This window comes from Streptomyces sp. NPDC079141 (genome assembly GCF_040686775.1).
Lineage (GTDB): Bacteria > Actinomycetota > Actinomycetes > Streptomycetales > Streptomycetaceae > Streptomyces.
In genome coordinates this window covers 46484-71630 of sequence record NZ_JBFBLP010000010.1, presented here as the reverse complement: position 1 = coordinate 71630, position 25147 = coordinate 46484, and the positions used below count along the sequence as shown (strand labels likewise).

26 protein-coding genes are annotated in these 25147 nt (G+C 69.2%); 21 read left to right on the top strand and 5 right to left on the bottom strand.

Features of this window, described 5'->3' with window-relative positions; translation table 11 throughout:
* Positions 1-15: 15 nt before the first annotated feature.
* Positions 16-918: a tRNA (adenine-N1)-methyltransferase gene (locus AB0Q90_RS25700; protein ID WP_031162116.1), complete on the top strand. Its 903-nt coding sequence runs from the start codon at positions 16-18 to the stop codon at positions 916-918.
* Positions 919-1131: 213 nt separating this feature from the next.
* The gene (locus tag AB0Q90_RS25695) at positions 1132-1710 is read left to right on the top strand and encodes a hypothetical protein (protein WP_363160846.1); all 579 of its coding nucleotides are present in this window, start codon (positions 1132-1134) and stop codon (positions 1708-1710) included.
* Positions 1711-1731: 21 nt separating this feature from the next.
* On the opposite strand, the gene AB0Q90_RS25690 is transcribed toward AB0Q90_RS25695, so the two are convergent.
* Complete coding sequence (locus AB0Q90_RS25690; protein WP_363160845.1) at positions 1732-2037, bottom strand: ferredoxin; 306 nt, start codon at positions 2035-2037, stop codon at positions 1732-1734.
* A gap of 472 nt (positions 2038-2509) precedes the next feature.
* Here AB0Q90_RS25690 and arc point away from each other — a divergent pair, with 472 nt between their 5' ends.
* From arc to prcA, 6 genes are all read left to right on the top strand, one after another.
* A complete protein-coding gene (gene arc, locus AB0Q90_RS25685; RefSeq protein ID WP_363160844.1) occupies positions 2510-4276 on the top strand; it encodes a proteasome ATPase in 1767 nt (588 codons plus the stop codon).
* A gap of 234 nt (positions 4277-4510) precedes the next feature.
* The gene (gene dop / locus AB0Q90_RS25680) at positions 4511-6022 is read left to right on the top strand and encodes a depupylase/deamidase Dop (RefSeq protein ID WP_363160843.1); all 1512 of its coding nucleotides are present in this window, start codon (positions 4511-4513) and stop codon (positions 6020-6022) included.
* 189 nt (positions 6023-6211) lie between these two features.
* A complete protein-coding gene (locus AB0Q90_RS25675) occupies positions 6212-6430 on the top strand; it encodes a ubiquitin-like protein Pup (protein ID WP_285511523.1) in 219 nt (72 codons plus the stop codon).
* 48 nt (positions 6431-6478) lie between these two features.
* A complete protein-coding gene (locus tag AB0Q90_RS25670; RefSeq protein WP_363160842.1) occupies positions 6479-7084 on the top strand; it encodes an endonuclease VII domain-containing protein in 606 nt (201 codons plus the stop codon).
* Positions 7036-7881: a proteasome subunit beta gene (gene prcB / locus AB0Q90_RS25665; protein WP_363160841.1), complete on the top strand. Its 846-nt coding sequence runs from the start codon at positions 7036-7038 to the stop codon at positions 7879-7881. Before AB0Q90_RS25670 ends, prcB begins: the two co-directional genes overlap by 49 nt.
* A 64-nt stretch (positions 7882-7945) precedes the next feature.
* Positions 7946-8692 (top strand): proteasome subunit alpha, encoded by a 747-nt coding sequence (prcA, locus tag AB0Q90_RS25660; protein ID WP_363160840.1) that lies wholly within the window; start codon positions 7946-7948, stop codon positions 8690-8692.
* A gap of 61 nt (positions 8693-8753) precedes the next feature.
* On the opposite strand, the gene AB0Q90_RS25655 is transcribed toward prcA, so the two are convergent.
* Positions 8754-9770, bottom strand: coding sequence for a LacI family DNA-binding transcriptional regulator (locus AB0Q90_RS25655; protein ID WP_363160839.1), 1017 nt, complete (start codon positions 9768-9770; stop codon positions 8754-8756).
* A gap of 107 nt (positions 9771-9877) precedes the next feature.
* Here AB0Q90_RS25655 and AB0Q90_RS25650 point away from each other — a divergent pair, with 107 nt between their 5' ends.
* From AB0Q90_RS25650 to AB0Q90_RS25590, 13 genes are all read left to right on the top strand, one after another.
* The gene (locus AB0Q90_RS25650; RefSeq protein ID WP_363160838.1) at positions 9878-11137 is read left to right on the top strand and encodes an MFS transporter; all 1260 of its coding nucleotides are present in this window, start codon (positions 9878-9880) and stop codon (positions 11135-11137) included.
* Positions 11138-11146: 9 nt separating this feature from the next.
* The gene (gene pafA / locus AB0Q90_RS25645; protein ID WP_363160837.1) at positions 11147-12508 is read left to right on the top strand and encodes a Pup--protein ligase; all 1362 of its coding nucleotides are present in this window, start codon (positions 11147-11149) and stop codon (positions 12506-12508) included.
* Positions 12509-12636: 128 nt separating this feature from the next.
* Entirely contained in the window at positions 12637-13638 is a 1002-nt protein-coding gene (locus AB0Q90_RS25640) for an FKBP-type peptidyl-prolyl cis-trans isomerase (RefSeq protein WP_363160836.1), read from the top strand.
* 61 nt (positions 13639-13699) lie between these two features.
* Positions 13700-14071, top strand: a complete 372-nt coding sequence (locus AB0Q90_RS25635) for an FKBP-type peptidyl-prolyl cis-trans isomerase (RefSeq protein WP_363160835.1) — start codon at positions 13700-13702, stop codon at positions 14069-14071.
* A gap of 144 nt (positions 14072-14215) precedes the next feature.
* Positions 14216-15169 carry a WYL domain-containing protein gene (locus AB0Q90_RS25630; protein ID WP_363160834.1) on the top strand — a complete coding sequence of 318 codons (954 nt, stop codon included), beginning with the start codon at positions 14216-14218 and terminating at the stop codon, positions 15167-15169.
* A gap of 19 nt (positions 15170-15188) precedes the next feature.
* The gene (locus tag AB0Q90_RS25625) at positions 15189-16202 is read left to right on the top strand and encodes a WYL domain-containing protein (RefSeq protein WP_363160833.1); all 1014 of its coding nucleotides are present in this window, start codon (positions 15189-15191) and stop codon (positions 16200-16202) included.
* 124 nt (positions 16203-16326) lie between these two features.
* Positions 16327-16620, top strand: a complete 294-nt coding sequence (locus tag AB0Q90_RS25620) for a hypothetical protein (RefSeq protein ID WP_363160832.1) — start codon at positions 16327-16329, stop codon at positions 16618-16620.
* 10 nt (positions 16621-16630) lie between these two features.
* Positions 16631-16825: a hypothetical protein gene (locus AB0Q90_RS25615; RefSeq protein WP_363160831.1), complete on the top strand. Its 195-nt coding sequence runs from the start codon at positions 16631-16633 to the stop codon at positions 16823-16825.
* 262 nt (positions 16826-17087) lie between these two features.
* A complete protein-coding gene (gene tatA / locus AB0Q90_RS25610; RefSeq protein WP_363160830.1) occupies positions 17088-17372 on the top strand; it encodes a Sec-independent protein translocase subunit TatA in 285 nt (94 codons plus the stop codon).
* A gap of 47 nt (positions 17373-17419) precedes the next feature.
* Complete coding sequence (gene tatC, locus AB0Q90_RS25605) at positions 17420-18367, top strand: twin-arginine translocase subunit TatC (RefSeq protein ID WP_363160829.1); 948 nt, start codon at positions 17420-17422, stop codon at positions 18365-18367.
* A 31-nt stretch (positions 18368-18398) separates the two neighbouring features.
* Positions 18399-19289 (top strand): diacylglycerol kinase, encoded by an 891-nt coding sequence (locus AB0Q90_RS25600; RefSeq protein WP_363160828.1) that lies wholly within the window; start codon positions 18399-18401, stop codon positions 19287-19289.
* A gap of 40 nt (positions 19290-19329) precedes the next feature.
* Complete coding sequence (locus AB0Q90_RS25595) at positions 19330-22182, top strand: DEAD/DEAH box helicase (protein WP_363160827.1); 2853 nt, start codon at positions 19330-19332, stop codon at positions 22180-22182.
* Between the two features lie 169 nt (positions 22183-22351).
* Positions 22352-23149: an AfsR/SARP family transcriptional regulator gene (locus tag AB0Q90_RS25590; RefSeq protein WP_363160826.1), complete on the top strand. Its 798-nt coding sequence runs from the start codon at positions 22352-22354 to the stop codon at positions 23147-23149.
* On the opposite strand, the gene AB0Q90_RS25585 is transcribed toward AB0Q90_RS25590, so the two are convergent.
* From AB0Q90_RS25585 to AB0Q90_RS25575, 3 genes are read right to left on the bottom strand one after another with little or no spacing between them, the layout of a single operon-like run.
* Positions 23043-24077 (bottom strand): alpha/beta hydrolase, encoded by a 1035-nt coding sequence (locus tag AB0Q90_RS25585; protein ID WP_363160825.1) that lies wholly within the window; start codon positions 24075-24077, stop codon positions 23043-23045. The genes AB0Q90_RS25590 and AB0Q90_RS25585 overlap by 107 nt on opposite strands.
* Complete coding sequence (locus tag AB0Q90_RS25580; protein WP_363160823.1) at positions 24065-24895, bottom strand: 2-oxo acid dehydrogenase subunit E2; 831 nt, start codon at positions 24893-24895, stop codon at positions 24065-24067. Before AB0Q90_RS25580 ends, AB0Q90_RS25585 begins: the two co-directional genes overlap by 13 nt.
* Positions 24892-25137, bottom strand: coding sequence for a phosphopantetheine-binding protein (locus AB0Q90_RS25575; RefSeq protein ID WP_363160822.1), 246 nt, complete (start codon positions 25135-25137; stop codon positions 24892-24894). Before AB0Q90_RS25575 ends, AB0Q90_RS25580 begins: the two co-directional genes overlap by 4 nt.
* Positions 25138-25147: the final 10 nt, after the last annotated feature.

Here is a 25147-nt window from a genome sequence, read left to right as displayed (position 1 = left end):
CGGTAGTCTGTTCACATGTCCGAACCGACCGGTGCCGCCCGCAGGCGCGGGCCCTTCAAGGTCGGGGACCAGGTTCAGCTGACCGACCCCAAGGGCCGCCACTACACGTTCACGCTCGAAGCGGGGAAGAACTTCCACACCCACAAGGGTTCCTTCCCGCACGACGAGCTGATCGGCGCTCCCGAGGGCAGCGTTGTCCGCACCACCGGAAACGTCGCCTACCTCGCGCTGCGCCCCCTGCTCCCCGACTACGTCCTGTCCATGCCCCGAGGGGCAGCCGTCGTCTACCCGAAGGACGCGGGGCAGATCCTCGCCTTCGCCGACATCTTCCCCGGCGCACGCGTCGTCGAAGCCGGCGTCGGCTCCGGCTCGCTCAGCAGCTTCCTGCTGCGCGCCATCGGCGACCAGGGCATGCTGCACTCCTACGAGCGCCGCGAGGACTTCGCCGAGATCGCCCAGCAGAACGTGGAACGCTACTTCGGCGGCCCCCACCCCGCCTGGCAGCTCACCGTAGGCGACCTCCAGGACAACCTCTCCGACACCGACGTCGACCGCGTCATCCTCGACATGCTCGCCCCCTGGGAATGCCTGGAGGCCGTCTCCAAGGCGCTCGTCCCCGGCGGCATCCTGTGCTGCTACGTCGCCACCACCACCCAGCTCGCCCGGACCGTCGAGTCCATCCGCGAGATCGGCTGCTTCAACGAGCCGACCGCCTGGGAGACGATGATCCGCAACTGGCACATCGAGGGCCTCGCCGTCCGCCCGGACCACCGCATGATCGGCCACACCGGCTTCCTGCTCACCGCCCGCCGCCTCGCCGACGGCGTCGAGCCCCCCATGCGCCGCCGCCGCCCCGCCAAGGGCGCCTACGGCGAGGACTACGCCGGCCCCAACGCCGACGGAGGCACCGGCCGCTGACGCGGCTCCCCGCCCCCCTCAACGCAAGAACACAGTGGCCGAGTTCCCGACACACACAAGGGAACTCGGCCACAGCGCCTTCCCCCTGACGGCACGCCACCACCGCGCACACTTCGGCACCAGAACTGCACACCCCGCCGTTCCCCCGCACTGTGACGTGTGGCACCATGCCTGGCACCCCCACCGGCACAGCCCTCACGGGAGACACTCCTAGTGCAGCACTCCGCCGTCCCGGAACTGGCACACACAAACACCCGACCCATCCACTGGGTCGCGACCGCCACCGCCCTCGCCGGCGTCGTGGCGCTCTCCTCCCTGCTGCAACCCGACTCGGCGACCGCCGCCCAGGGCTCGGGCCCCGAACCACAGACCGCACAGGCGACCCTCGCCCCGCCCAACCCGGCGGACGCCGAGTTCCCCCTGGAATGCGGACCGGTCAAAGCCGTGGTCGTCAAAAAGGCATCCGGAGACCTCGACGGCGACGGACAGCCCGAAACAGTGGCCGTCGTCCACTGCGACGCCCCCATGGGCACACCACCCGACGGCGTCTACGTCCTCACGCGCGCGAGCGCCACCGAACGCCCCCGCGTCGTGGCAACCCTCGTCGACCCCAAGGACCGCCTCACCGTCGACAAGTTCGACCTGCGCGACGGAGCCGTCCTCGCCACCCTCCTCGGCTACTCGTCCGCCGACGTCCCCAGCTGCTGCCCGGACGTCACCGACAACGTGAAGTGGCAGTGGAAGGACGGCGCGTTCGTCCGCTCCACCCCCGCCGGAGCCCACAGCGTCTGACCGGACCCCGCATCCGGGCCGTCACTCCGCGTCGGGCCCGAACACCTCGACCCGGTCCGAGACCCGGCGCACATGAATGCACTCGCCGGGACACTCCTTGGCCGAGTCCACCACATCGGTCAGCAACGGCAGCGGCACGGGCGTCGTCGCGCCCTTGTCCTGAAGCAGCTCGTCGCCCGAACCCTTCACATACGCCAGCCCGTCGATGTCCAGCTCGAACACCTCCGGCGCGTACTGCGCACAGATGCCGTCGCCGGTACAGAGATCCTGATCGATCCAGACCTCCAGAGCCTCGCCGCCGACCCCGGCCTCCTGCTGCACGCTCATGTCTCCTGCCGTCTCCACTGCCGAGCGATAACGCCTCGACCCTACCTCCGCCCCCACTCCACCCCAGGTCGGCGGGTACTCGCCCAGGACACCAGAGCGGCCCGACCGTCGATTACACAGCGTGCGCCACCGACACCCCAGCGTCACGACCCCACCGGTCCGGACGGCCGCCCAGCCGCCCCCGAACCGACCGCCGCACACCCCGCCCGCCAACGCCCCCACACCCCCTCACGACCGGTCAACGCCCCTCCCGGCAGCAGCAACTCCGGCCAATCGTGACGGTGTTTGACCACTCCGGCCTGGAACACGCCGCTTCTGAATCGCGTTGAGTGGGTATCCACTCGGCGTGAGGAAGGACTCGGGGTGTGGCTGACGACACACCTTGACAGTCTTTGTGATCTAGGGGTTTCAATCGATACCCACCCAGGTAGGGTCTGGAAGCGTCCAGCTCCCCTTGGAGGAGGTGAGGACCGTGGCAGCCCACGACGACGACATGAACCGCGGCATCCGCCCGGGACGAGGGTCCGAAGACCCCGCCGGACAGATCGCCTACCTTGAGCAGGAGATCGCCGTCCTGCGACGCAAGCTCGCCGACTCTCCGCGACACACGAGGATTCTCGAAGAGCGGATCGTCGAGCTGCAGACCAACCTGGCCGGCGTGTCCGCCCAGAACGAACGACTCGCCAACACACTCCGTGAGGCCCGCGACCAGATCGTGGCCCTCAAGGAAGAGGTCGACCGGCTCGCACAGCCCCCGGCCGGCTTCGGCGTCTTCCTGCAAGCCAACGAGGACGGCACCGCCGACATCTTCACCGGAGGACGCAAACTCCGCGTGAACGTCAGCCCAAGCGTCGAACTCGACGACATGCGGCGCGGCCAGGAAGTAATGCTCAACGAAGCGCTCAACGTGGTCGAGGCCATGGCATTCGAGCGCGTCGGCGACATCGTCACCCTCAAGGAAATCCTGGAGGACGGCGAACGCGCCCTGGTGCTCGGGCACACCGACGAGGAACGGGTGGTACGGCTCGCCGAGCCACTGCTGGACGTCACCATCCGACCCGGCGACGCCCTCCTGCTCGAACCCCGCTCCGGCTACGTCTACGAGATCGTGCCCAAGAGCGAGGTCGAAGAACTCGTCCTCGAAGAAGTACCGGACATCGGCTACGAGCAGATCGGCGGCCTGGGCAACCAGATCGAAATGATCCGCGACGCCGTCGAGCTCCCCTACCTCTACCCCGACCTGTTCAAGGAGCACGAACTCCGCCCGCCCAAGGGCGTCCTGCTCTACGGGCCCCCCGGATGCGGCAAGACACTCATCGCCAAGGCCGTCGCCAACTCGCTGGCCAAAAAGGTCGCCGAAGTCACCGGCCAGGCCCAGGGCAAGAGCTTCTTCCTCAACATCAAGGGCCCCGAGCTCCTCAACAAGTACGTCGGCGAGACCGAGCGACAGATCCGCCTCGTCTTCCAGCGTGCACGTGAGAAGGCATCCGAGGGCACGCCCGTCATCGTCTTCTTCGACGAGATGGAGTCCCTGTTCCGCACCCGCGGCTCCGGTGTCAGCTCGGACGTGGAGAACACCATCGTCCCGCAGCTGCTCGCCGAGATCGACGGCGTGGAGGGCCTGCAGAACGTGGTCGTCATCGGCGCCTCCAACCGTGAGGACATGATCGACCCGGCCATCCTGCGCCCCGGCCGCCTCGACGTGAAGATCAAGATCGAGCGCCCGGACGCCGAAGCCGCCAAGGACATCTTCGGCAAGTACCTCACCGAACGCCTCCCCCTCCACCCCGAAGACGTGGGCGAGCACGGCGGCGACAAGGGATCCACGGTCCAGGGCATGATCCAGACCGCCGTGGAACAGATGTACGCCGAATCCGAGGAAAACCGCTTCCTGGAAGTCACCTACGCCAACGGAGACAAGGAAGTCCTCTACTTCAAGGACTTCAACTCCGGCGCCATGATCGAAAACATCGTCGGACGCGCCAAGAAAATGGCGATCAAGGACTTCCTGGAACACAACCAGAAGGGCCTCCGCGTCTCCCACCTCCTCCAGGCATGCGTGGACGAGTTCAAGGAGAACGAAGACCTGCCCAACACCACCAACCCCGACGACTGGGCCCGCATCTCCGGAAAGAAGGGCGAACGGATCGTCTACATCCGCACCCTCATCACCGGAAAGCAGGGCGCAGACACCGGACGCTCCATCGACACAGTGGCGAACACCGGTCAGTACCTGTAAAAACCAGGGCGGCTGCGGGTGCCCTCACCGGGTACCCGCAGCCGACTGCTTTTCCGGCCACGACCGGAGCAAGGCAATGACGCAAATGATCTCCCCACCAGCGCAAAGGCGTTCTAGGCTCTTCGGTACCGCCGAGTCGCGCAGTGCGGGGACGGGCACCGCACACGCACCGGAGCGCCAGCGGTACTTGAGCGCCGCCCCCGACCGAGGGCGCCGCCGGGCAAGGAGGGCCGCATGACCGTACGGCGAGTAATGGGCATCGAGACGGAGTACGGGATCTCCGTCCCCGGCCACCCCAACGCCAATGCCATGCTCACCTCGTCCCAGATCGTCAACGCCTACGCGGCGGCGATGCACCGGGCCCGCCGGGCCCGCTGGGACTTCGAGGAAGAGAACCCGCTGCGGGACGCCCGAGGCTTCGACCTCGCCCGCGAGGCCGCCGACGCCAGCCAGCTCACCGACGAGGACATCGGCCTGGCCAACGTCATCCTCACCAACGGAGCGCGCCTCTACGTCGACCACGCACACCCCGAATACAGCGCCCCCGAGGTCACCAACCCCCGCGACGCCGTCCTCTGGGACAAGGCCGGCGAACGGATCATGGCAGAAGCCGCCGAACGCGCAGCCCAGCTCCCCGGCGCCCAGCCCATCCACCTCTACAAGAACAACACCGACAACAAAGGCGCCTCCTACGGCACCCACGAGAACTACCTGATGAAGCGGGAAACCCCCTTCTCGGACATCGTGCGCCACCTCACCCCCTTCTTCGTCTCCCGCCAGGTCTTCGCCGGAGCAGGCCGCGTCGGCATCGGCCAGGACGGCCACGAACACGGCTTCCAGCTCAGCCAGCGCGCCGACTACTTCGAAGTCGAGGTCGGCCTGGAGACGACGCTCAAGCGCCCGATCATCAACACGCGAGACGAACCGCACGCCGACGCGGAAAAGTACCGCCGCCTCCACGTGATCATCGGCGACGCCAACCTCTCCGAGATCTCGACATACCTGAAACTGGGCACCACCGCCCTCGTGCTCTCCATGATCGAAGACGGCTTCATCGCCGTCGACCTGGCCGTGGACCAGCCCGTCCGCACCCTCCACCAGGTCTCCCACGACCCGACCCTCCAGCGCCTGGTCACGCTGCGCAGCGGCCGGACACTCACCGCCGTCCAACTCCAGATGGAGTACTACGAGCTCTCCCGCAAATACGTCGAGGAACGCTTCGGCGCCGACGCCGACGAACAGACCAAGGACGTCCTCGCACGCTGGGAGGACACCCTCAACCGCCTCGAAAACGACCCCATGAGCCTCGCCGGCGAACTCGACTGGGTCGCCAAACGCGAACTCATGGAGGGCTACCGGCGCCGCGACGGCCTCGACTGGGACGCCGCCAAGCTCCACCTCCTCGACCTCCAGTACGCCGACGTACGCGCCGAAAAGGGCCTGTACAACCGTCTGGCCGCCCGCGGCCGCATCAAGCGCCTCCTGACCGAGACCGAGGTCGAGCGGGCCTGCACGAAGCCACCGGAGGACACCCGCGCGTACTTCCGCGGCCGCTGCCTGGAGCAGTACGCCGACGACGTCGCCGCCGCCTCCTGGGACTCCGTGATCTTCGACCTGCCGGGACGGGACTCCCTCCAGCGCGTCCCAACCCTCGAACCGCTTCGCGGAACGCGTAATCACGTCAAGGAGCTCCTGGACCGCTGCCGCACCGCGGAAGACCTGGTCAGGGTCCTGTCCGGCGGCTGACCGGGTACACCGAACAAGGGGGCCGGACAGGGTGGAAATCCCGCCGTCCGGGAATCATCGAGGTGGCCCCCGCACGTTGTGGAAAGTGCGGGGCCGATGTCAGACCGGGCTTGTAGGGTCTGATCATCACCGATCGGCAGGAATGTCGACCTGGCGACCATGTCGGGCGAACTGAGCGGGGTGAGGGTTATGGCAACCAAGGACACCGGCGGCGGACAGCAGAAGGCCACGCGCTCCACCGAGGAGGTCGAGGAGCAGGCGACAGAGGCGCAGGCTTCGGAAGACCTCAAGGAGCGGCACGAGAAGCTGAGCGATGACGTGGACTCGGTCCTCGACGAAATCGATGATGTACTTGAGGAAAATGCCGAGGATTTCGTTCGCTCCTTCGTGCAGAAAGGTGGCGAGTAAAGGTCATCTGGCCGCTTTGCCTTCGGATTGAAAGTGGCGGGGGTTCAGGTGGTTGGCGAGCCGAACGCGAAGGAGTGCAGAAAGTGTCGGCGAGAGCTGACGGTTGCTGCATTCGCGCGGGACAGGAATCGGCGAGACGGCCTCCAGGTGCACTGCCGGGAGTGCGTGGCGGCGTACAGCGCTGCGCACTACCGGCGGCGCCGGGAAGCCATCGGTAAGCCGGTTCGGGACAAGGTGGAGGTCCCGGTCGGGCACAAGCTCTGCCGGACATGTGGCGAGGTCAAGCCGCACAGCGAGTGGCATCGCAATGCAGCCGCGTCAGACGGTCTGTCCACGCGTTGCAAGGCGTGTCGAGCGATCCAGGGTCGTCAAGATCACCTGAAGCGCCAGTACGGCATCACCGAAGCCCAGCGCGACGAATTGGTCGCGTCTCAAGGGGGCGTCTGCTGCATATGTTTGGCGGCTGTGCCCGAGCATGTGGATCACTGTCACGAGACGGGTAGGGTCCGTGGCGTACTGTGCTTCAGCTGCAATGCCGCGCTGGGGCAGTTCAAGGATCGGCCCGACGTCATAAGGCGGGCTGCTGCTTACGTGGAAGGAATCGCGTGGAAGCCAACACTCGTAGCACCGGGCGTCTACCAGCTGCCTTCCTGACGCCTGGGTCCTCCTCCTTCATGGACTTTCTCTCCGAGCACCAGCCGGAGCTGTTGCCGGGCAAGCGTCAACTGCCGCCCACGCAGGGTGTGATCGAGGCGCCGCACGGCACCACGATCGTGGCGGTGACGTTCCCGGGCGGTGTCGTCCTCGCCGGTGACCGCCGGGCCACCATGGGCAATGTCATCGCGCAGCGGGACATCGAGAAGGTCTTCCCGGCGGACGAGTACTCGGCCGTCGGTATCGCCGGCACCGCCGGTCTGGCCGTGGAGATGGTGAAGCTGTTCCAGCTGGAGCTGGAGCACTTCGAGAAGGTCGAGGGTGCGCAGTTGTCCCTGGAGGGCAAGGCGAACCGGCTGTCGACCATGATCCGGTCGAATCTGGGCATGGCCATGCAGGGGTTGGCCGTGGTGCCGCTGTTCGCGGGGTTCGACGTCGACCGGGACAAGGGTCGGATCTTCTCGTACGACGTGACCGGTGGTCGTTCGGAGGAGCAGGGGTACGCCGCCACCGGCTCCGGTTCGATCTTCGCGCGTGGCGCCATGAAGAAGCTTTTCCGTGATGATCTGAGTGAGGCCGAGGCCACGACGTTGGTGGTTCAGGCTCTGTATGACGCGGCTGACGACGACTCGGCGACCGGTGGTCCCGATGTCGCCCGCCGGATCTACCCGATCGTCACTGTGATCACCGATGACGGTTTCCGTCGGCTCACTGATGAGGAGTCCTCCGAGATCGCCCGTTCGATCCTGGAGCGGCGTCTGCAGCAGCCCGACGGGCCGCGGGCCGCGTTGCTGTAGTCGGCTGCGCTGCCTGTCTTGTGAAGGTGATCGAGTGACTTCCACAGAAAGGGATGGATAGCCGGTGTCGACGCCGTTCTATGTCTCACCCCAGCAGGCGATGGCCGACCGGGCGGAGTATGCCCGTAAGGGCATTGCCCGTGGTCGCAGCCTGGTTGTGCTGCAGTACGCCGACGGCATTGTCTTCGTCGGCGAGAACCCGTCCCGCGCGCTGCACAAGTTCAGCGAGATCTATGACCGGATCGGTTTCGCGGCGGCCGGTAAGTACAACGAGTACGAGAATCTGCGGATCGGTGGTGTCCGGTATGCGGATCTTCGTGGTTACACCTATGACCGTGATGATGTGACCGCCCGTGGTCTGGCGAACGTGTATGCCCAGACGCTGGGCACGATCTTCTCTTCCGCGGCGGAGAAGCCGTACGAGGTGGAGCTGGTCGTTGCCGAGGTGGGTGAGACGCCGGAGGGTGATCAGATCTATCGGCTGCCGCACGACGGGTCGATCGTGGATGAGCACGGTTCGGTTGCGGTCGGTGGTAATGCCGAGCAGATCAGTAGTTATCTCGATCAGCGTCATCAGGACGGTATGAGTCTTGCGGAGGCTCTGAAGCTGGCCGTGCAGGCGTTGTCCCGGGACACGAACGGTACGCAGCGGGAGATTCCGGCCGAGCGGCTGGAGGTTGCGGTGCTGGATCGTACGCGTCCGCAGCAGCGGAAGTTCAAGCGCATTGTCGGCCGGCAGCTGGGTCGGCTGTTGGAGAGCGATGGTGCGGCGACCGAGGCGGAGAGTGCCGAGGGGGCCGACGAGGAGTAGCGAGCTGCCCTTCACCCCGTTTTTGCGCCCCGGCCGATGACTCGGCCGGGGCGCAGGGCGTTCAGGGGGTGCTGGGCGGGGCTGTGGAGCCGCGTACGACGAGTTGGACGGGGATGCTGCCCCTTTCGGGTTCGCGGCCTTCCAGGACCGCCAGCAGGGCTTGCATGCCGCGTTCTCCGAAGAGCTCGGCGTCGAGGCGGACGGTGGTCAGTTCGGGGTCGATGGCGGTGGCGAGGGCGAGGTCGTCGAGGCCGGTGACGGAGAGGTCCTCGGGGATGCGCAGGCCCAGGCGTCTGGCGGCTTTGTAGGCGCCGGCGGCGAGTTTGTCGTCGTCGCAGATGAGGGCGGTGGGGCGGGGGTCCGGCGTGGAGAGGGCGGTTTCGGCGGCGCGCTGGGCGCCTTCGATGGAGATGGGTGCGCGTGCGGTGCGCAGGGTGGTGCCGGGGACGGCGTTCACGCGCGCGTGGAGTTCGTGGGCGCGGACTTCGAAGGTCCAGGAGGGCACGTCGGCTGCCAGGTGCAGGAAGCGGCGGTGGCCGAGGCCCAGGAGGTGTTCGGTGATCTGTCGTACGCCGTCGGCGATGTCGAGGTTGACGGTTGCTGCGCCGAGGCTGCCGGTGGGGTCGCTGTCGAGCATGACGAGGGGGAGCTGGTCGCCGCGGATGGCGGTGAGGGCGTCTGCGGCCATGGAGGAGGCGATGACGCCGTCGAGGGCGGCCTGGGCGGAGGCGAAGGGGTCGCGGGCGGGGCCGATGCCTTCGGGGGAGGGGTAGAGGACGACGCCGAAGCCGTGGGTGGCGGCGATGCGGGCGGCGCCGGTGTAGACGCCGGCGAAGAACTCGGTGGTGAGGGCGGGGACGACGAGGAGGACGGTGCGGGTGCGGCCGAGGCGTAGGTTGCGGGCGGCGAGGTTGGGCCGGTAGCCGAGTTCGCGGGCTGCTTGTCGTACGCGTTCGGCGGTGGTCTCGGAGACGCGGCCGCGCCATTTGTCGCCGAGGACGAGGGAGACGGCGGCCTGGGAGACGCCTGCGGCCTGGGCGACGTCGCGGCTCGTGGGGCGGGTGCTGCCTCGTGCCACCGTGTGCCTGCGCTTTCGTCTGGACTCGTGAACAGCGCACATGGTACGTATGACGGAGGACGTTATACGTAAAACTTGCTGTGTCACGGCGTTGGAGAGGGCGGATCATGGCCGCGGGATACCTGGAGATCCTCAGGGCGAGGCATGCCACGCGCCTTCTGGTCGGCACGCTGGTGGGCAGGCTGCCGAACGCCACCGCGGCGATCGCGATCGTGCTGTTCGTGCGCGCGGAGGGCGGCACCTACAGCCTCGCCGGGGCGCTGGCGGCCGTGTACGGCGTCGCCAACGCCGTCGGTCAGCCGGTGCTGGGCCGCCTGGTGGATCTGCACGGTCAGCCGCGTGTGCAGCTGCCCTCCGCGGTCCTGTCGGCGCTCGCGATGGCCGTGTTCGCCCTCGGGGGCATCGGGGCGCTCCCGCTGGCGTACGCGGCCGTGGCGGCGTCCGGCCTCTTCGCTCCGCCGCTGGAGGGCGGTCTGCGGGCGCTGTGGTCCTCGGTGCTGCACCGGGAGGACCAGGTGCACACTGCGTACGCGATGGACGCCGTGGCGCAGGAGGTCATGTTCACGGTCGGGCCGCTGCTGGTGACGCTGTGCACGGCGCTGTGGTCGGCGCAGGCGGCGCTGCTCGTCCTGAACGTCATAGGTGTGCTCGGTGCTCTGTCCGTGGTCGTGTCGCCGCCCTCGCGCGCGTGGCGTTCGGCGCCGCGCGAGGCCCACTGGCTGGGCGCGCTGCGCTCGCCGGGGCTGCTCGCGCTGCTGGGCGCGTTCCTGTTCGTGGGGATCGCGCTCGGCTCCATCACGGTGGCCTCGGTGTCGTACGCGGACGATCACGGCGGGGAGGCGGTGTACGGCTGGCTGATGGCGGGCCTCGGGCTCGGGGCGCTGATCGGCGGCATGGTGTACGGGGCGCGGCAGTGGGCGGGTGAGCCGGCGCGTCGACTGACCGTGCTGGTGGCTCTTCTGGCGGTGTGTTACCTGCCGCTGACGCTGATGCCGGGCGCGGTGGCGATGGTGCTGCTGTCGGTGCTGTCGGGCGTGTTCCTCGCGCCGGTCATCGCCTGTGCGTTCGTGCTCGTCGACCGGCATGCGCCGCGGGGCACGGTCACCGAGGCGTTCTCCTGGCTTGTGACGACGTTCACCGTGGGTGCGTCGGTGGGAACGGGGCTCACGGGCCCGGTCGTCGAGGCGGGCGGGGCCGTGTGGGGGTTCGCCGTTCCGGGTGTTGCGGGGGGCGTGTCGCTGCTGGTCCTGCTGGCCACGGGGCGGGTTCTCGCAGCGTCCGCCAGGGGAGCGGTCGTTGCGGCCTCATCGGAAAATGATCCAAACCGTGCCGTCGAACCCCGTTTCAGCGCAGGGGATCGGGCGTAATGTTCAGTCATGGACCGCCGCATTTTCGGGCTGGAGAACGAGTACGGCGTCACGTGCACGTTCAGGGGACAGCGCCGCCTGTCGCCTGACGAGGTGGCGCGGTACCTCTTCCGCCGTGTCGTGTCATGGGGCCGCAGCAGCAATGTCTTTCTGCGGAACGGCGCCCGCCTCTATCTCGACGTGGGGTCACATCCGGAATACGCGACACCCGAATGTGACAACGTGATCGAACTGGTCACCCACGACAAGGCCGGCGAACGCATTCTGGAAGGACTCCTGGTAGACGCCGAACGACGCCTGCACGAGGAAGGAATCGCGGGCGACGTCTACCTCTTCAAGAACAACACCGACTCGGCGGGCAACTCCTACGGCTGCCACGAGAACTATCTGGTGGCGCGGCACGGGGAGTTCTCCCGGCTCGCGGACATCCTCATTCCGTTCCTTGTCACCCGTCAGCTGCTGTGCGGCGCGGGCAAGGTCCTGCAGACGCCGCGCGGTGCCGTGTACTGCGTGAGTCAGCGGGCCGAGCACATCTGGGAGGGCGTCTCCTCGGCGACGACCCGGTCCCGGCCCATCATCAACACGCGCGACGAGCCGCACGCGGACGCCGAGCGCTACCGCCGGCTGCATGTCATCGTGGGCGATTCGAACATGTCCGAGACGACGATGCTGCTCAAGGTCGGCGCGACGGATCTGGTGCTGCGCATGATCGAGGCGGGCACGGTGATGCGTGATCTGACCCTGGAGAACCCGATCCGGGCGATCCGTGAGGTCAGCCATGACATCACGGGCCGGCGCAAGGTGCGTCTGGCCAGCGGCCGGGAGGCCTCGGCGCTGGAGGTGCAGCGCGAGTACTACGAGAAGGCCGTGGACTTCTGCGAGCGGCGCGGGATCCGCACCGGCACGGTGGAGCAGGTGCTGGAGCTGTGGGGTCGCACGCTGGACGCGATCGAGGCGGAGGATCTCGACCGGATCGGCACCGAGATCGACTGGGTCATGAAGTACAAGCTCATCGAGCGCTACCGTGCCAAGCACAACATGACCATGTCGCATCCGCGGGTCGCGCAGATAGACCTCGCCTATCACGACATCCACCGCCGTCGTGGTCTGTACTACTTGCTGGAGCGGAAGGGTCAAGCAGCGCGGATCTGCAATGACTTGAAGATCTTCGAGGGCAAGTCGGTTCCGCCGCAGACGACTCGGGCGCGGCTGCGCGGCGACTTCATCCGCAGGGCCCAGGAGCAGCGCCGGGACTTCACCGTCGACTGGGTGCATCTCAAGCTCAACGACCAGGCACAGCGCACTGTGTTGTGCAAGGACCCGTTCCGTTCCGTGGACGACCGGGTGGAGAAACTGATCGCCGGTATGTGAGCGATGTGTTTCGGCCCGATCGCCGGAACGCAACACGGGCGCCGTACGTTTCCCGTACGGCGCCCTTCTCACGCCGTAGAGTTGCGCGCACGCCATCTGCAAGATCGACCGATTACGAGGCCCCCACTGTGCGCCGACGCTCACTTCTCATTGCCGTACCCGCAGGACTGGCCACGCTCGCCGCATGCGGTGACGAGGATGCCGACTCCAGCGAGGCCAGCGACAGCGCGTCGCCGTCGGCCTCGGGCACCTCGGCCGCGCCGTCGCCGAAGATCGTGGACGGTCCGCTGCCGGCGATCACCGCGGGCACCAAGTTCGGTGAGAAGCCGACCGTGGCCAAGGGCAGCGGCGATCCGTCGAAGGACCTTGCGGTGAAGACGGTCATCGCGGGCGGCGGCCAGACCGTCGCGGAGAACGACTACATCCAGGCGCACTATCTGGGTCAGGTGTGGGCGACGGCGAAGGTCTTCGACAATTCCTACGACCGTAAGACGCCGCTGGTGATCCAGCTCGCCCAGGGCAGCATCATCGACGGCTGGCGCTATGCGCTGGCGGGCAAGAAGGTCGGCAGCCGGGTGCAGATGGCCGTGCCGCCGACCTGGGGGTACGGCACGCAGGGCAACAGCCAGGCGGGCATCAAGGGCACCGACACGCTGGTGTTCGTGGTGGATGTGCAGGGCACGTTCAACGCCAAGAGCTCCGCGAAGGGCTCCGAGGTCGCCCAGGACAATGTGGACCTGCCCAAGGTCGGTACCAACACCGACGGCAAGGCGCCCTCCATCGAGATCCCCGACAGTGACGCGCCCACCAAGCTGGTGGCGAACTACGTGCTGGAGGGCGACGGCGACAAGGTCGGCGCCGAGGACAGCGTGCTGGTGCAGTACAAGGGCGTGGTGTGGGACGGGGGGAAGGAGTTCGACTCCACGTACGCGAACAAGCAGCTGGCGTCCTTCTCCCTGCAGCAGGTCGTCAAGGGCTGGTCGCAGGGTCTGACCGGCAAGAAGGTCGGCAGCCGGGTCCTCATCGTCATCCCGCCGGACCTGGGCTACGGCGACAACCCCCCGCAGGGCAGCGGCATCGAGAAGGACTCCACGCTGGTCTTCTCGGTCGACATCCTGGCGAAGATGTGACCTGGTAGGAGATGTAAGACTGTGTCCGTTGCCTTTCGACACCGAGCATGGAGCTAGAGACGTGAGCATCGACAAGCCCGAGATCGACTTCCCCGACGGCGAGCCCCCGGCCGACCTGGAGATCAAGGACATCTGGGAGGGCGACGGCGAAGAGGCCCGTGCGGGCCAGACCGTCACCGTGCACTACGTCGGTGTCGCCTTCAGCACCGGCGAGGAGTTCGACGCCAGCTGGAACCGCGGTACGCCGTTCCGCTTCCCGCTGGGCGGCGGCCGGGTCATCAAGGGCTGGGACCAGGGCGTGCAGGGCATGAAGGTCGGCGGCCGCCGCCAGCTGACCATCCCGGCGCACCTTGCCTACGGCAACCAGAGCCCGACGCCGGCGATCCAGCCGGGCGAGACCCTGATCTTCGTGGTCGACCTCCTCGGAGTCTGATCACTTGGGGTCTGATCGTCGTACGACCGGACCCGATCACCTGGGGCCCATGCCTGTCCGGGCATGGGCCCTCGGCTTTTGCCGCGCCACTTCGGGGCGGTACGGTCATCGGTCGTAAGCACCATAGGAAGGCGAAGGGCATCGATGGCCATTGCCAAGGCCGAGCGGCTCATGAATCTGGCGCTGTGTCTGCTCGGGACGCGGCGGCCACTGAGCAAGCGCGAGCTGCGTGAGTCCATCGAGGCCTATCTCGAAGCGGGCAGCGACGACTCCTTCAACCGGATGTTCGAGCGGGACAAGGACGATCTGCGGGAGCTCGGCCTGGTCATCGAGACCGTTGAGAACCTCGACGGCGAGGTCGGCTACATGGCCCGCCGGGACAGCAACCGCCTGCCGCCCATCACCCTCGACGCCGAGGAGGCCGCCGCCCTGGGGCTTGCCGCCAAGGTGTGGCAGCAGGCCCGGCTCGCCGGAGCCGCCAGCGGCGCCCTGCAGAAGCTGCGCGCGGCGGGTCTGCCCGAGGACGTCGACCCCTACGAGGCCCATGGCGCCCTGGAGCCCCGTATCCCCGTGCACGAGGTCGCCTTCGAGCCGCTGATGCTGGCCTGCCGCGACCGCCGTCCCGTCGTCTTCGACTACCGCAAGGCCACCGCCGCCCGCCCCGAGCCCCGGCATGTCGAGCCGTGGGCGCTGGAGTGCTGGCGCGGCCACTGGTATCTGGCGGGCTGGGACCGCGACCGGGGCGCCGAGCGGGTGTTCCGGCTGTCGCGGATCACCGGCAAGGTGCGCTCGCGCTCGGGGAAGTTCACCGCGCCGGTGCCCGATGTCGTCACCGTGCGCGAGACCGTCGCGGGCTGGGCGGGGGAGACCGCCGACCGCTCCGCGCTGATCCGGCTGCGCACCGGCGCCGGGTACCCCCTTCGGGCGAAGGCCACCTGGGTGCGGGAACTCGGCGACGGCTGGGACGAGTTGGAGATTCCGTACGGGCACGGGCTGGATGCCTGGCTGGTGGAGTTCGGACCGGACGTGGTGGTGCTGGAGCCCGCCGAGCTGCGGGCCGATGTGATGGACCGGCTGCGTGCCGTGGCCAAGGGCTGAGGGGGAGCGGACGAAGACAGTGGCAGGCAAACCGGTCAGGCCCGTGAACGCCATCGACCAGACCAGGCGGATGCTCTCCCTGGTGACGTATCTCAAGGAGCGCCCCGGCGCCCGTGTCGAGGACGTCGCCCGCGCCTTCGGCATCACCGAGGACGAGCTGGTCTCGGACCTCGATGTGCTGCCCATGTGCGGCACCAGCTTCCGCGGTGGCGACCTGCTCGACATCGACACCGACGGCGAGCGCATCTGGTGGCACAACCCCGCCGCCGTCGGCGAGGAGACGGCCGAGCCGCTGCGGCTGGCCTCCGACGAGGCCACCGCCCTGCTGGTGGCCGCCCGCGCGGTGGCCACGCTGCCCGGGCTGCGCGAGGGCGACCGGCAGGCGCTGCTGCGGGCCACCGCCAAGGTGGAGGCCGCGGCCGGGGAGGCCGCCGGGGCCAGCGCCCGGCTGTCGGTGACCTTCGAGTCCGAGGGCGGTGTCTTCGCCGACGTCGACCGGGCCATCTCCGAGCGGCGCCGGCTGTGGATCCGGTACTACTCGCCGGCCCGCGACGAGCTCAGCGAGCGCGAGATCGACCCGATCCGCCTGGTCAGCGTCGGGCACACGTATGTGGAGGCCTGGTGCCGCCGCTCCGAGGCGCGCCGCACCTTCCGGCTCGACCGGGTCGCCGAGATCAGGATCCTCGACGAGCCGTCCGCGCCGCCCGAGGTCGAGCTGCGCGACCTGTCCGAGGGGCTGGTGCAGCCCGCGGCCGAGGACCCCGAGGTCGTCGTCGAGGTCGGCCCCGGCGGGCGCTGGGTCGCCGAGTACTACCCGCACGACAGTGCGGATGAGCTTCCCGACGGCGGACTGCGTATCACTCTGCGCACCCCCGACCCGGCGTCGCTGCGGCGGCTGGCGCTGCGGCTCGGGCGGGACGGCCGGATCGTCTCCCCGCCCGAGCTGGCCGACAGCGCCCGGCAGGCGGCCCGTGAGGCGCTGGCGGCCTACGACGGGGTCGAGGTGCGGACGCAGGGCGACAAGCGGGAGTGAGCCGCAGGGGGCGCACCGGTGCCGAGGTGGCGCCGGGGCCCGTAAGGCTGAGCACGGTCCTACCGCAGGCACCGGTCGGGAGCGCCCCGGAGGCGATCGACCAATGGAGAGGAGCGCAGGGGCTTTGAGCGAGTCGGCGACGTCTGGTGGGCCGGGAGTGTCGGTGGCGTCCGCGTTCGCGGGGATGAGAAGCGTGAACCCCGTGGTGTTCAGGGCGGGCTGCCCGGACTGCCGGGGCAGCTTCGAGCTCGCCGCCGGAGCCCTGCGCCTGGCCATCGGCGCCAGCAGCCGCACCACCTTCTACTCCTTCACCTGCCCCGACTGCGGCGCCGCCGTCCGCAAGCCGGCCGGGGAGCGGATCGTGGAGCTGCTGACCGGGGGCGGGGTCAGAACCCTGCGGCTGCACTCGACCCTCTAGGCTCGGCGTCATGTTCTGGCCGATGTTCGCGGTAGCTGTGGGTTTCCTGGGTCTCGTCGTTCTCGGCGTGCTCGCGGTGCGGGTCTTTGTGGAGGCGCAGCGCCTGGGCAGGCAGGTCTCGGACTCCGCGCGGCGCATCAACAGGGCGGCGGAGGACCTGGAGCGGGCGGCCGTGAGCACGGCCCGCGCTGTGGACTCCCTGTGAGTCCGGCTGAGAGTTGGGTGTGAGTCCTGCGCCGCATGCGGTTTGGGCCACTTCGCCCTGTCAACTTGGTGCCCCCGCCAGGTACGCTGCTGGTCGCGGCCCGGAGAACGAGGCCCGGACCGCGGACCGGGAGTACGCACGGGGATTGCCTCACGTTCACCCCTGAGCGTTACGATCGCTGACAACACGATCGTTCGGACACCTGTCCGACCGGTCGGACAGCACCCCAACCCAAGCAGCCTCGGTGAGAAGGTAAAGACTTATGTTCGGAAGGCTCGGAGCTCCCGAGATCATTCTCATCCTCGTCGTCATCATCCTGCTGTTCGGCGCGAAGAAGCTTCCGGACATGGCTCGGTCGCTCGGCAAGTCCGCCCGCATCCTCAAGAGCGAGGCCAAGGCGATGAAGGAGGACGGCAAGCCCGCCGCCCCCGCCGACCCGCCGAACAACGACGAGCAGCCCCCCGCTCAGCGCATCATCCAGGCCGCCCCCGGCGACGTGACCAGCTCGCGCCCGGTCTCCGAGCCGACGGACACGACCAAGCGCTGACGCAGGGCCGGTGATTTCCGGCCCGCCGCACGAGATGGGAACGTGGGTTGCTGAAGCCTGCCCGCAACAAGGAGAAGGATCCCGAGGGGCGGATGCCCCTCGCGGAGCACCTTCGCGAGCTCCGCAACCGGCTCGCGAAGGCGCTGCTGGCCATCGTCGCCGTGACGATCGTCGCCGCCTTCTTCTACATGGACATCATCAGCTTCTTCACCGAGCCGATCCTTGAGTCGGTCGGCTGCGCGAAGAGCTTTGAGGAACTCGCGAAGTCCACCAGCGAAGAGCAGTGTGCGCAGATCACGATCAACGGTCTGCTCACCCCCTTCACGCTGGCGCTGAAGGTGTCGCTGATGGCCGGTGTCGTCCTGGCCTCGCCGATCTGGCTCTACCAGCTCTGGGCCTTCGTCGCCCCGGGCCTGCACAAGCACGAGCGGAAGTACGCGTACGCGTTCGTCGCCACGGGCTTCCCGCTCTTCCTCATGGGCGCCTTCTTCGCGTACAAGGTGCTGCCCACCACCGCGAAGGTGCTGATCGAGTTCACGCCGTTCGGCGTCGACAACCTGCTGCCGCTGGACGACCTGCTCGACCTCGTCACACGCATGGTGGTCGTCTTCGGTCTCTCCTTCGAGCTGCCCCTGCTGCTGGTCATGCTCAACTTCAGCGGTGCCATCACCGGCAAGCGCATGCTCGGCTGGTGGCGCGGCATGATCATGGGCATCACCGTGTTCGCGGCCATCGCGACCCCGAGCACCGACCCGCTGACCATGCTGGCGCTGGCCGGACCCATCTGGATCCTGTACTTCGCCGCCGTCGTCGTCTCGCTGCTCAACGACCGCCGCAGGCGCCGCCGCGACGCCATGGGCCCCGCCGACGACGAGGCCTCCGCGCTCGATCTCACCCCCGAGACGATCGGCGAGGTCGAGACCGTCTCCGCCAGCCGCGCACTGCCCGAGCAGGCCGGACCGGACCGGGTCAACGGTTATGACGACGTGACCTGAAGATCGGCAGGCAGCTCGTAGGGTCGGTTCCGTGACCAGCGAGCTCACCCTCTTCGTCAACCCCACCGCGGGTCGCGGCCGGGGCGCCCGTGCGGCGCAGCCGGCCGCTTCCGCTTTGCGGGCGGCAGGATTCACCGTACGCACGGTCCTCGGGGAGAACGCCGAGGACGCCCTCACGCGCGCGCGTGCCGCCGTCGAGGACGGCACCGGCGCACTGATCGCCGTCGGCGGCGACGGCATGGCGAACCTCGCGCTCCAGGCCGTGGCCGGCACCCGCACCCCGCTGGGCCTGGTCGCCGTCGGCACCGGCAACGACTTCGCCCGCGCCCTCGGCCTGCCGGTGCGCGACCCGGCCGCCGCCGGCCGCCTGATCGCCGAGGCGCTCAAGGGCGCCCGGCTGCGCGACATCGACCTCGGACAGGCGGGCGGCCGCTGGTTCGGCACGGTCCTCGCCTCCGGCTTCGACTCCCGCGTCAACGACCGGGGCAACCGCATGCGATGGCCCGCGGGACGCCTCAAGTACGACGTCGCCATGCTCGCCGAACTCGCCGCCTTCCGGCCCTTCCCCTACCGGATCACGCTCGACGACGGCGAGGTGCGCGAGATCGAGGCCACCCTGGTCGCCGTCGGGAACGGCTCCTCGTACGGCGGCGGCATGCGGATCTGCCCCGGCGCCGACCTCACCGACGGGCTCTTCGACATCACGATCGTGGGGGACTGCTCCCGCGCCACCCTGCTCAGGGTGTTCCCGAGCGTCTACCGGGGCCGGCACGTCGACCACCCCAAGGTCACCGTGGTGCGGGCCGCGAAGGTCGAGATCGCCGCCGAGAACATCACCGGGTACGCCGACGGGGAGCCGCTCGGGCCGCTGCCGCTGACCGCACGCTGCGTACCCGGTGCGGTACGGGTCGTAGGGCCGTGAGCTGCGCGGATCCGGGGTTTACCGCACCCGGATCCGGATAATGATCGTCCTGTTGTCAGTGGGGCCCGGTACGCTCGAAAGCACGATGACAGAGGACCTCTCACCGGCCGAGCGGTACGCGGCTGCCCGCAGGCGGGCTGCCGAGCAGGCCACCGCGCTCGCCTCCTTCCGCGAGATGTACGACTTCGGCCTCGACCCCTTCCAGATCGAGGCCTGCCAGGCACTCGAAGCGGGGAAGGGCGTGCTGGTGGCCGCGCCCACCGGCTCCGGCAAGACGATCGTGGGCGAGTTCGCCGTCCACCTCGCCCTCCAGCAGGGCAAGAAGTGCTTCTACACCACGCCCATCAAGGCGCTGTCGAACCAGAAGTACGCCGACCTGTGCCGCCGTTACGGCACCGACAAGGTCGGCCTGCTCACCGGCGACAACAGCGTCAACTCCGAAGCCCCGGTGGTCGTGATGACCACCGAGGTGCTGCGGAACATGCTGTACGCGGGCTCCCAGACCCTGCTCGGGCTCGGCTACGTGGTGATGGACGAGGTGCACTACCTCTCCGACCGGTTCCGCGGCGCCGTATGGGAAGAGGTGATCATCCACCTGCCCGAGTCGGTGACCCTGGTGTCCCTGTCGGCCACCGTGTCCAACGCCGAGGAGTTCGGCGACTGGCTCGACACCGTCCGCGGCGACACCGAGGTGATCGTCTCCGAGCACCGGCCCGTGCCGCTGTTCCAGCACGTGCTCGCCGGGCGCCGGATGTACGACCTGTTCGAGGAGGGCGAAGGCCACAAGAAGGCCGTCAACCCCGACCTCGCACGGCTCGCGCGCATGGAGGCGACCCGCCCCTCGTTCCAGGACCGCAGACGCGGGCGCGCCATGCGCGAGGCCGACCGGGAGCGCGAGCGCCGGCAGCGGTCGCGGGTGTGGACCCCGGGCCGGCCCGAGGTCATCGAACGGCTCGACGCCGAAGGCCTGCTGCCCGCCATCACCTTCATCTTCAGCCGCGCCGCCTGCGAGGCCGCCGTCCAGCAGTGCCTGTACGCGGGGCTCCGGCTCAACGACGAGGAGGCGCGCGAGCGGGTGCGGGCCCTCGTGGAGGAGCGCACCGCCTCCATTCCGACCGAGGACCTCCACGTACTCGGCTACTACGAGTGGCTGGAAGGCCTGGAGCGCGGCATCGCCGCCCACCACGCGGGCATGCTGCCGACCTTCAAGGAGGTCGTCGAGGAGCTGTTCGTCCGCGGGCTGGTCAAGGCCGTCTTCGCGACGGAGACGCTGGCGCTGGGCATCAACATGCCCGCCAGGTCCGTGGTGTTGGAGAAGCTCGTCAAGTGGAACGGCGAGCAGCACGCCGACATCACCCCGGGCGAGTACACGCAGCTGACCGGGCGCGCCGGGCGGCGCGGCATCGACGTCGAGGGCCACGCCGTGGTGCTGTGGCAGCGGGGCATGAGCCCCGAGCACCTCGCCGGGCTGGCCGGCACGCGCACCTATCCGCTGCGCTCCAGCTTCAAGCCGTCGTACAACATGGCGGTCAACCTGGTCGAGCAGTTCGGGCGGCACCGCTCGCGGGAGCTGCTGGAGACGTCGTTCGCGCAGTTCCAGGCCGACAAGTCGGTCGTCGGGATCTCCCGGCAGGTGCAGCGCAACGAAGAGGGCCTGGAGGGCTACAAGGCCTCCATGACCTGCCACCTCGGCGACTTCGACGAGTACGCGCGACTGCGCCGGGAACTGAAGGACCGCGAGACCGAACTGGCCCGGCAGGGCGCCGACCAGCGGCGCGCCGAGGCCGCCGTCGCCCTGGAGAAGCTCAAGCCGGGCGATGTCATCCATGTGCCGACGGGCAAGTACGCGGGGCTGGCCCTGGTACTGGATCCGGGGCTCCCCGCCGGCCGGTCCAACGGCCACCGGGGCTTCGAGCACCACGACGGCCCCCGCCCCTTGGTGCTCACCGCCGAACGGCAGGTCAAGCGGCTCGCCTCGCTGGACTTCCCCGTCCCCGTCGAGCCGTTGGAGCGGATGCGGATCCCCAAGACCTTCAACCCGCGCTCACCGCAGTCCCGTCGGGACCTTGCCAGCGCGCTGCGCACCAAGGCCGGTCACATTCCGCCCGAGCGGGCGCGCAAGAAGCGGTCGCAGGCCGCCGACGACCGGGAGATCGCCCGGCTGCGGACGGCCATTCGGGCGCATCCCTGCCATGGGTGCAACGAGCGTGAGGACCACGCGCGTTGGGCCGAGCGGTACCACCGGCTGCTGCGGGACACCTCGCAGTTGGAGCGGCGGATCGAGGGCCGCACCAACACGATCGCGCGGACCTTCGACCGGATCGTGGCCCTGCTGACCGAGCTGGACTATCTGCGCGGCGACGAGGTCACCGAGCACGGGCGGCGACTCGCCCGGCTCTACGGCGAACTCGACCTGCTGGCCAGCGAGTGCCTGCGCGCCGGGGTCTGGGAGGGGCTCGCCCCTGCCGAACTGGCCGCGTGCGTTTCCGCGTTGGTGTACGAGGCCCGGCTCAGCGACGATGCGATGGCGCCGAAGCTGCCCTCGGGCAAGGCCAAGGCCGCGCTCGGTGAGATGGTGCGGATCTGGGGCCGGCTGGACGCTCTGGAGGAGGACTTCCGGATCAGCCAGACCGAGGGGGTCGGGCAGCGTGAGCCCGATCTCGGGTTCGCCTGGGCCGCGTACATGTGGGCCAGCGGCAAGGGGCTGGACGAGGTGCTGCGGGAGGCGGAGATGCCCGCGGGGGACTTCGTGCGGTGGTGCAAGCAGGTGATCGATGTGCTGGGGCAGATCTCGGCGGCGTCGCCTGTGGAGGGCTCGACGGTGGCGAAGGCTGCGCGTAAGGCGGTTGATCAGTTGCTGCGGGGGGTTGTGGCCTACTCGTCGGTGGGGTGACCCTTCGGGTCGCGGGTGCGGGGTTGTGTGTGGTTGCTCGCGCCCGCGCGGCGGAGCCGCATATCGACACAGCCCCGCGCCCCTGAAGGGGCGCTCTCCTCTCGGGCTCCTTCGGTTCTTCAGGTGGGTTCGGAAGGGTCTGGGGCAGTTTCCTGAGAGGAGCTGACCCGTGCGATTTCGAGTTCTGGGGCCGGTTCGCCTTCAGCCCCGTACGCCTGCCGCGGCCAAGCCGCGGGCCGTTCTTGCCACGTTGCTGGTGCGGGCCGGGTCGGTGGTCTCCCGTGAGGCCCTGATCGACGAGCTGTGGCCCGACGATCCGCCGCGCACCGCCGCCGGCACGCTGCATGTGTACGTCTGCCATGTGCGCAAGGCCCTCGCCGAGGGCGGTGCCGGGCGGCCGCTGGTCAGCAGGGCGCCCGGCTATCAGCTGGACATCGACCCGCACGAGCTGGACCTGCACCGCTTCGAGGAGCTGAGCGAGCGGGGGCGGGCCGAGCTGCGGGGTGAGGACCACGCGGGTGCCTCACGGACGCTGGGGCAGGCCCTCGCGCTGTGGGCCGGGCCGGCCCTGTCGGGCGTGCCGCAGGGCGTGGTGCTGCGCTCCGCTGCCACCCGGCTGGAGGAGCAGCGGCTGAGCGTGCTGGAGTTGCGGATCGCCGCCGATCTCAAGCTCGGGCGGCACCGGGAGGTCACCGGCGAACTGATGGAGCTGGCCGTGGCTCATCCGCTGCGCGAGCGGCTGCACTGCCAGCTCATCGTCGCGCTGCACCGTTCCGGGCGGCCGTCCGACGCCCTGCGCGCCTACCGGACCGTACGGCGTTCCCTGCACGACGAACTCGGCATCAGTCCGAGCCCCGCCCTCACCCGGCTGCACGACCACGTGCTGAGCGCAGCAGGTTCAGCACCAGCCAGCGCCGCAGTGCGCCGGCATGGTCCGGTGAGCCGTGCACATCGTCGAACGTCTTGACGCGGATGTCCGGCAACGCGGCCTGCAGCAGGGCCTGTTCCCGGGGCGGGATGATCTCGTCCCGGGCGCTGGCCACATAGCGCACCGCCGCCCGCACGCCGCCCAGTTGCTCCGCCTCCAGCGGGAACTCCTTCAGCAGGGAGCGCAGTTCGGCCGGATCCGCGGCCCCCGTCAGCCGGCACAGGGTCGTGACGGTGATGCCGGGGACGCGGTCCCACCAGTCGTCGTCGGTGAAGAAGTGCGCGACCGGGGCGCCGACGGTCAGGACCCGGCCGACCCGGCGGTCCTCGACGGCCGTACGCAGGGCCATGTGGCCGCTGAAACTCAGGCACAGCAGGGTGGCGTCGGTGGTGCGGGCCCGGTCGGACAGCTCGTCCAGCAGCCAGGGGAGCAGGCGCCAGGAGTCCGCCGTATAGGGGAGGGTGTTCTCGCCGACGCCGGGCATCTCCGTGACCACCGCCGCGTAGCCCAGGCGGCTCAGCTTCGGCAGCAGCGGAGCCCACTGCTCCTTCACGCTCACGATGCCGCCGGTCATGACCAGCAGGGGCCGCCGGCCGCCGGGGCGCAGGCCCGTCGTCCAGCAGGCCAAGCGGCCTTGAGGGTGGGCGAGTTCGAGTCGTTCGATGCCCCGGCGGCGGGCACGCCGCCAGGTGTCGAAGGCGGTCACGCCCGCGTGCTGGGCGCGGATGCGAGGGTCGTCCCCGGGGTAGGGGAAGCGGGCCAGGGCGTAGCAGCGGCAGGCGTCGAGGAGGCGTCCGCGGGCGGCCAGCGCGTCGGCCTCGGCGGACCAGACGCGGGCCCAGGAGGCCTGGTCGCCGGGGTCGTCGTTGTGGATCCGGGCCAGGATGCGGGCCGCGTGCCGTGCGGTCATGCCCTGGTTGCGGGCGTGCAGCAGGGCGTATTCCTTCAACTCGCTCAGGCGGTCCATGAGTTCGGCTCCTGCTCCGTCGTGGGCCTGGCGGCGTGGAGTCGGCGCGAGTGGGCGCCGGCCTGCCAGTCGGCCTCCAGGGACGCCTTGAGGTCGGCCAGGACGTCGGCGGCCGCCGCGCCGTCCAGGACCCGGTGGTCGAAGGTGAGCCCCAGCCGCATCATCGGGGCGGGCTCGATCCGGCCGCCGTCCCGCACGACCGGGCGCGGTGCCGTGCGGCCGCAGGTCAGCGTCACCGCCGTACCGCCCGTGGAGTGGAAGCCGTCGACCGGGCGGTGGCCGAGGGAGCTGACCGAGACCGTGCCGAGCACGGACGGGCGGCGGCGGGTGTTGCGCAGGGCGGCGGCGAAGGCCATGCGGCCCAGCCAGGCGGGCAGCCTGGCCAGGGTGCGGGCGCCGCGGAACTCTGGGAGCGCGGTCGGGTCCGGCGCCCGACGGTAGTGGTCGACGCGGTCCTGGATGTCGTCGAGCGTCGCCGTCTCCAGGGCGGGGAGCAGGGCGGACAGCACGATGCGGTCGCCGCCGGGAACCCGGGCGTCCAGGGCGAGCTTTCCGGTGACGCCCTCGAAGCGGACCACCCGGCGCCGCAGGCCCGGGGCGAGGATCGCGTTGGCCTCGGGGTGGGCGGCCAGGGCGCGGCCCGCCGCGTGCAGGACGTAGGTGACGGTCGAGTAGTGGCGTTCGGCGGCGTCGCGGTGGGCCTGTACGTGGCTCATGTCGATGTCGGTGTCGAGGTGCACCGGGCGCTGGGAGGCCGCGTACTCCAGGAAGTGGAGGGTGTGGCGGCGGTCGCGGACCGGATGGCTGCTGTGGGTCATGAGGCCGCCACCACGTCGTAGATCTCCTGGAGGCTGCGGGTCTCGAAGAGGCGGGAGACGGGGACGGGACGGCCGGTGGCGCGTTCCAGGAGGACGACCAGTTTGAGCAGGAGCAGGGAGTCCCAGTCGGGGAGTTCGTCGAAGTCCGAGGTGAACTGGTCGTCGGCAAGGGGGAGCTGGAGGTCAGTGCGGATCAGGTGGTGGAAGTCGGCGAGTGGCAGGGTGGAGCGCACGGAGGGCATGAGGCCTCTT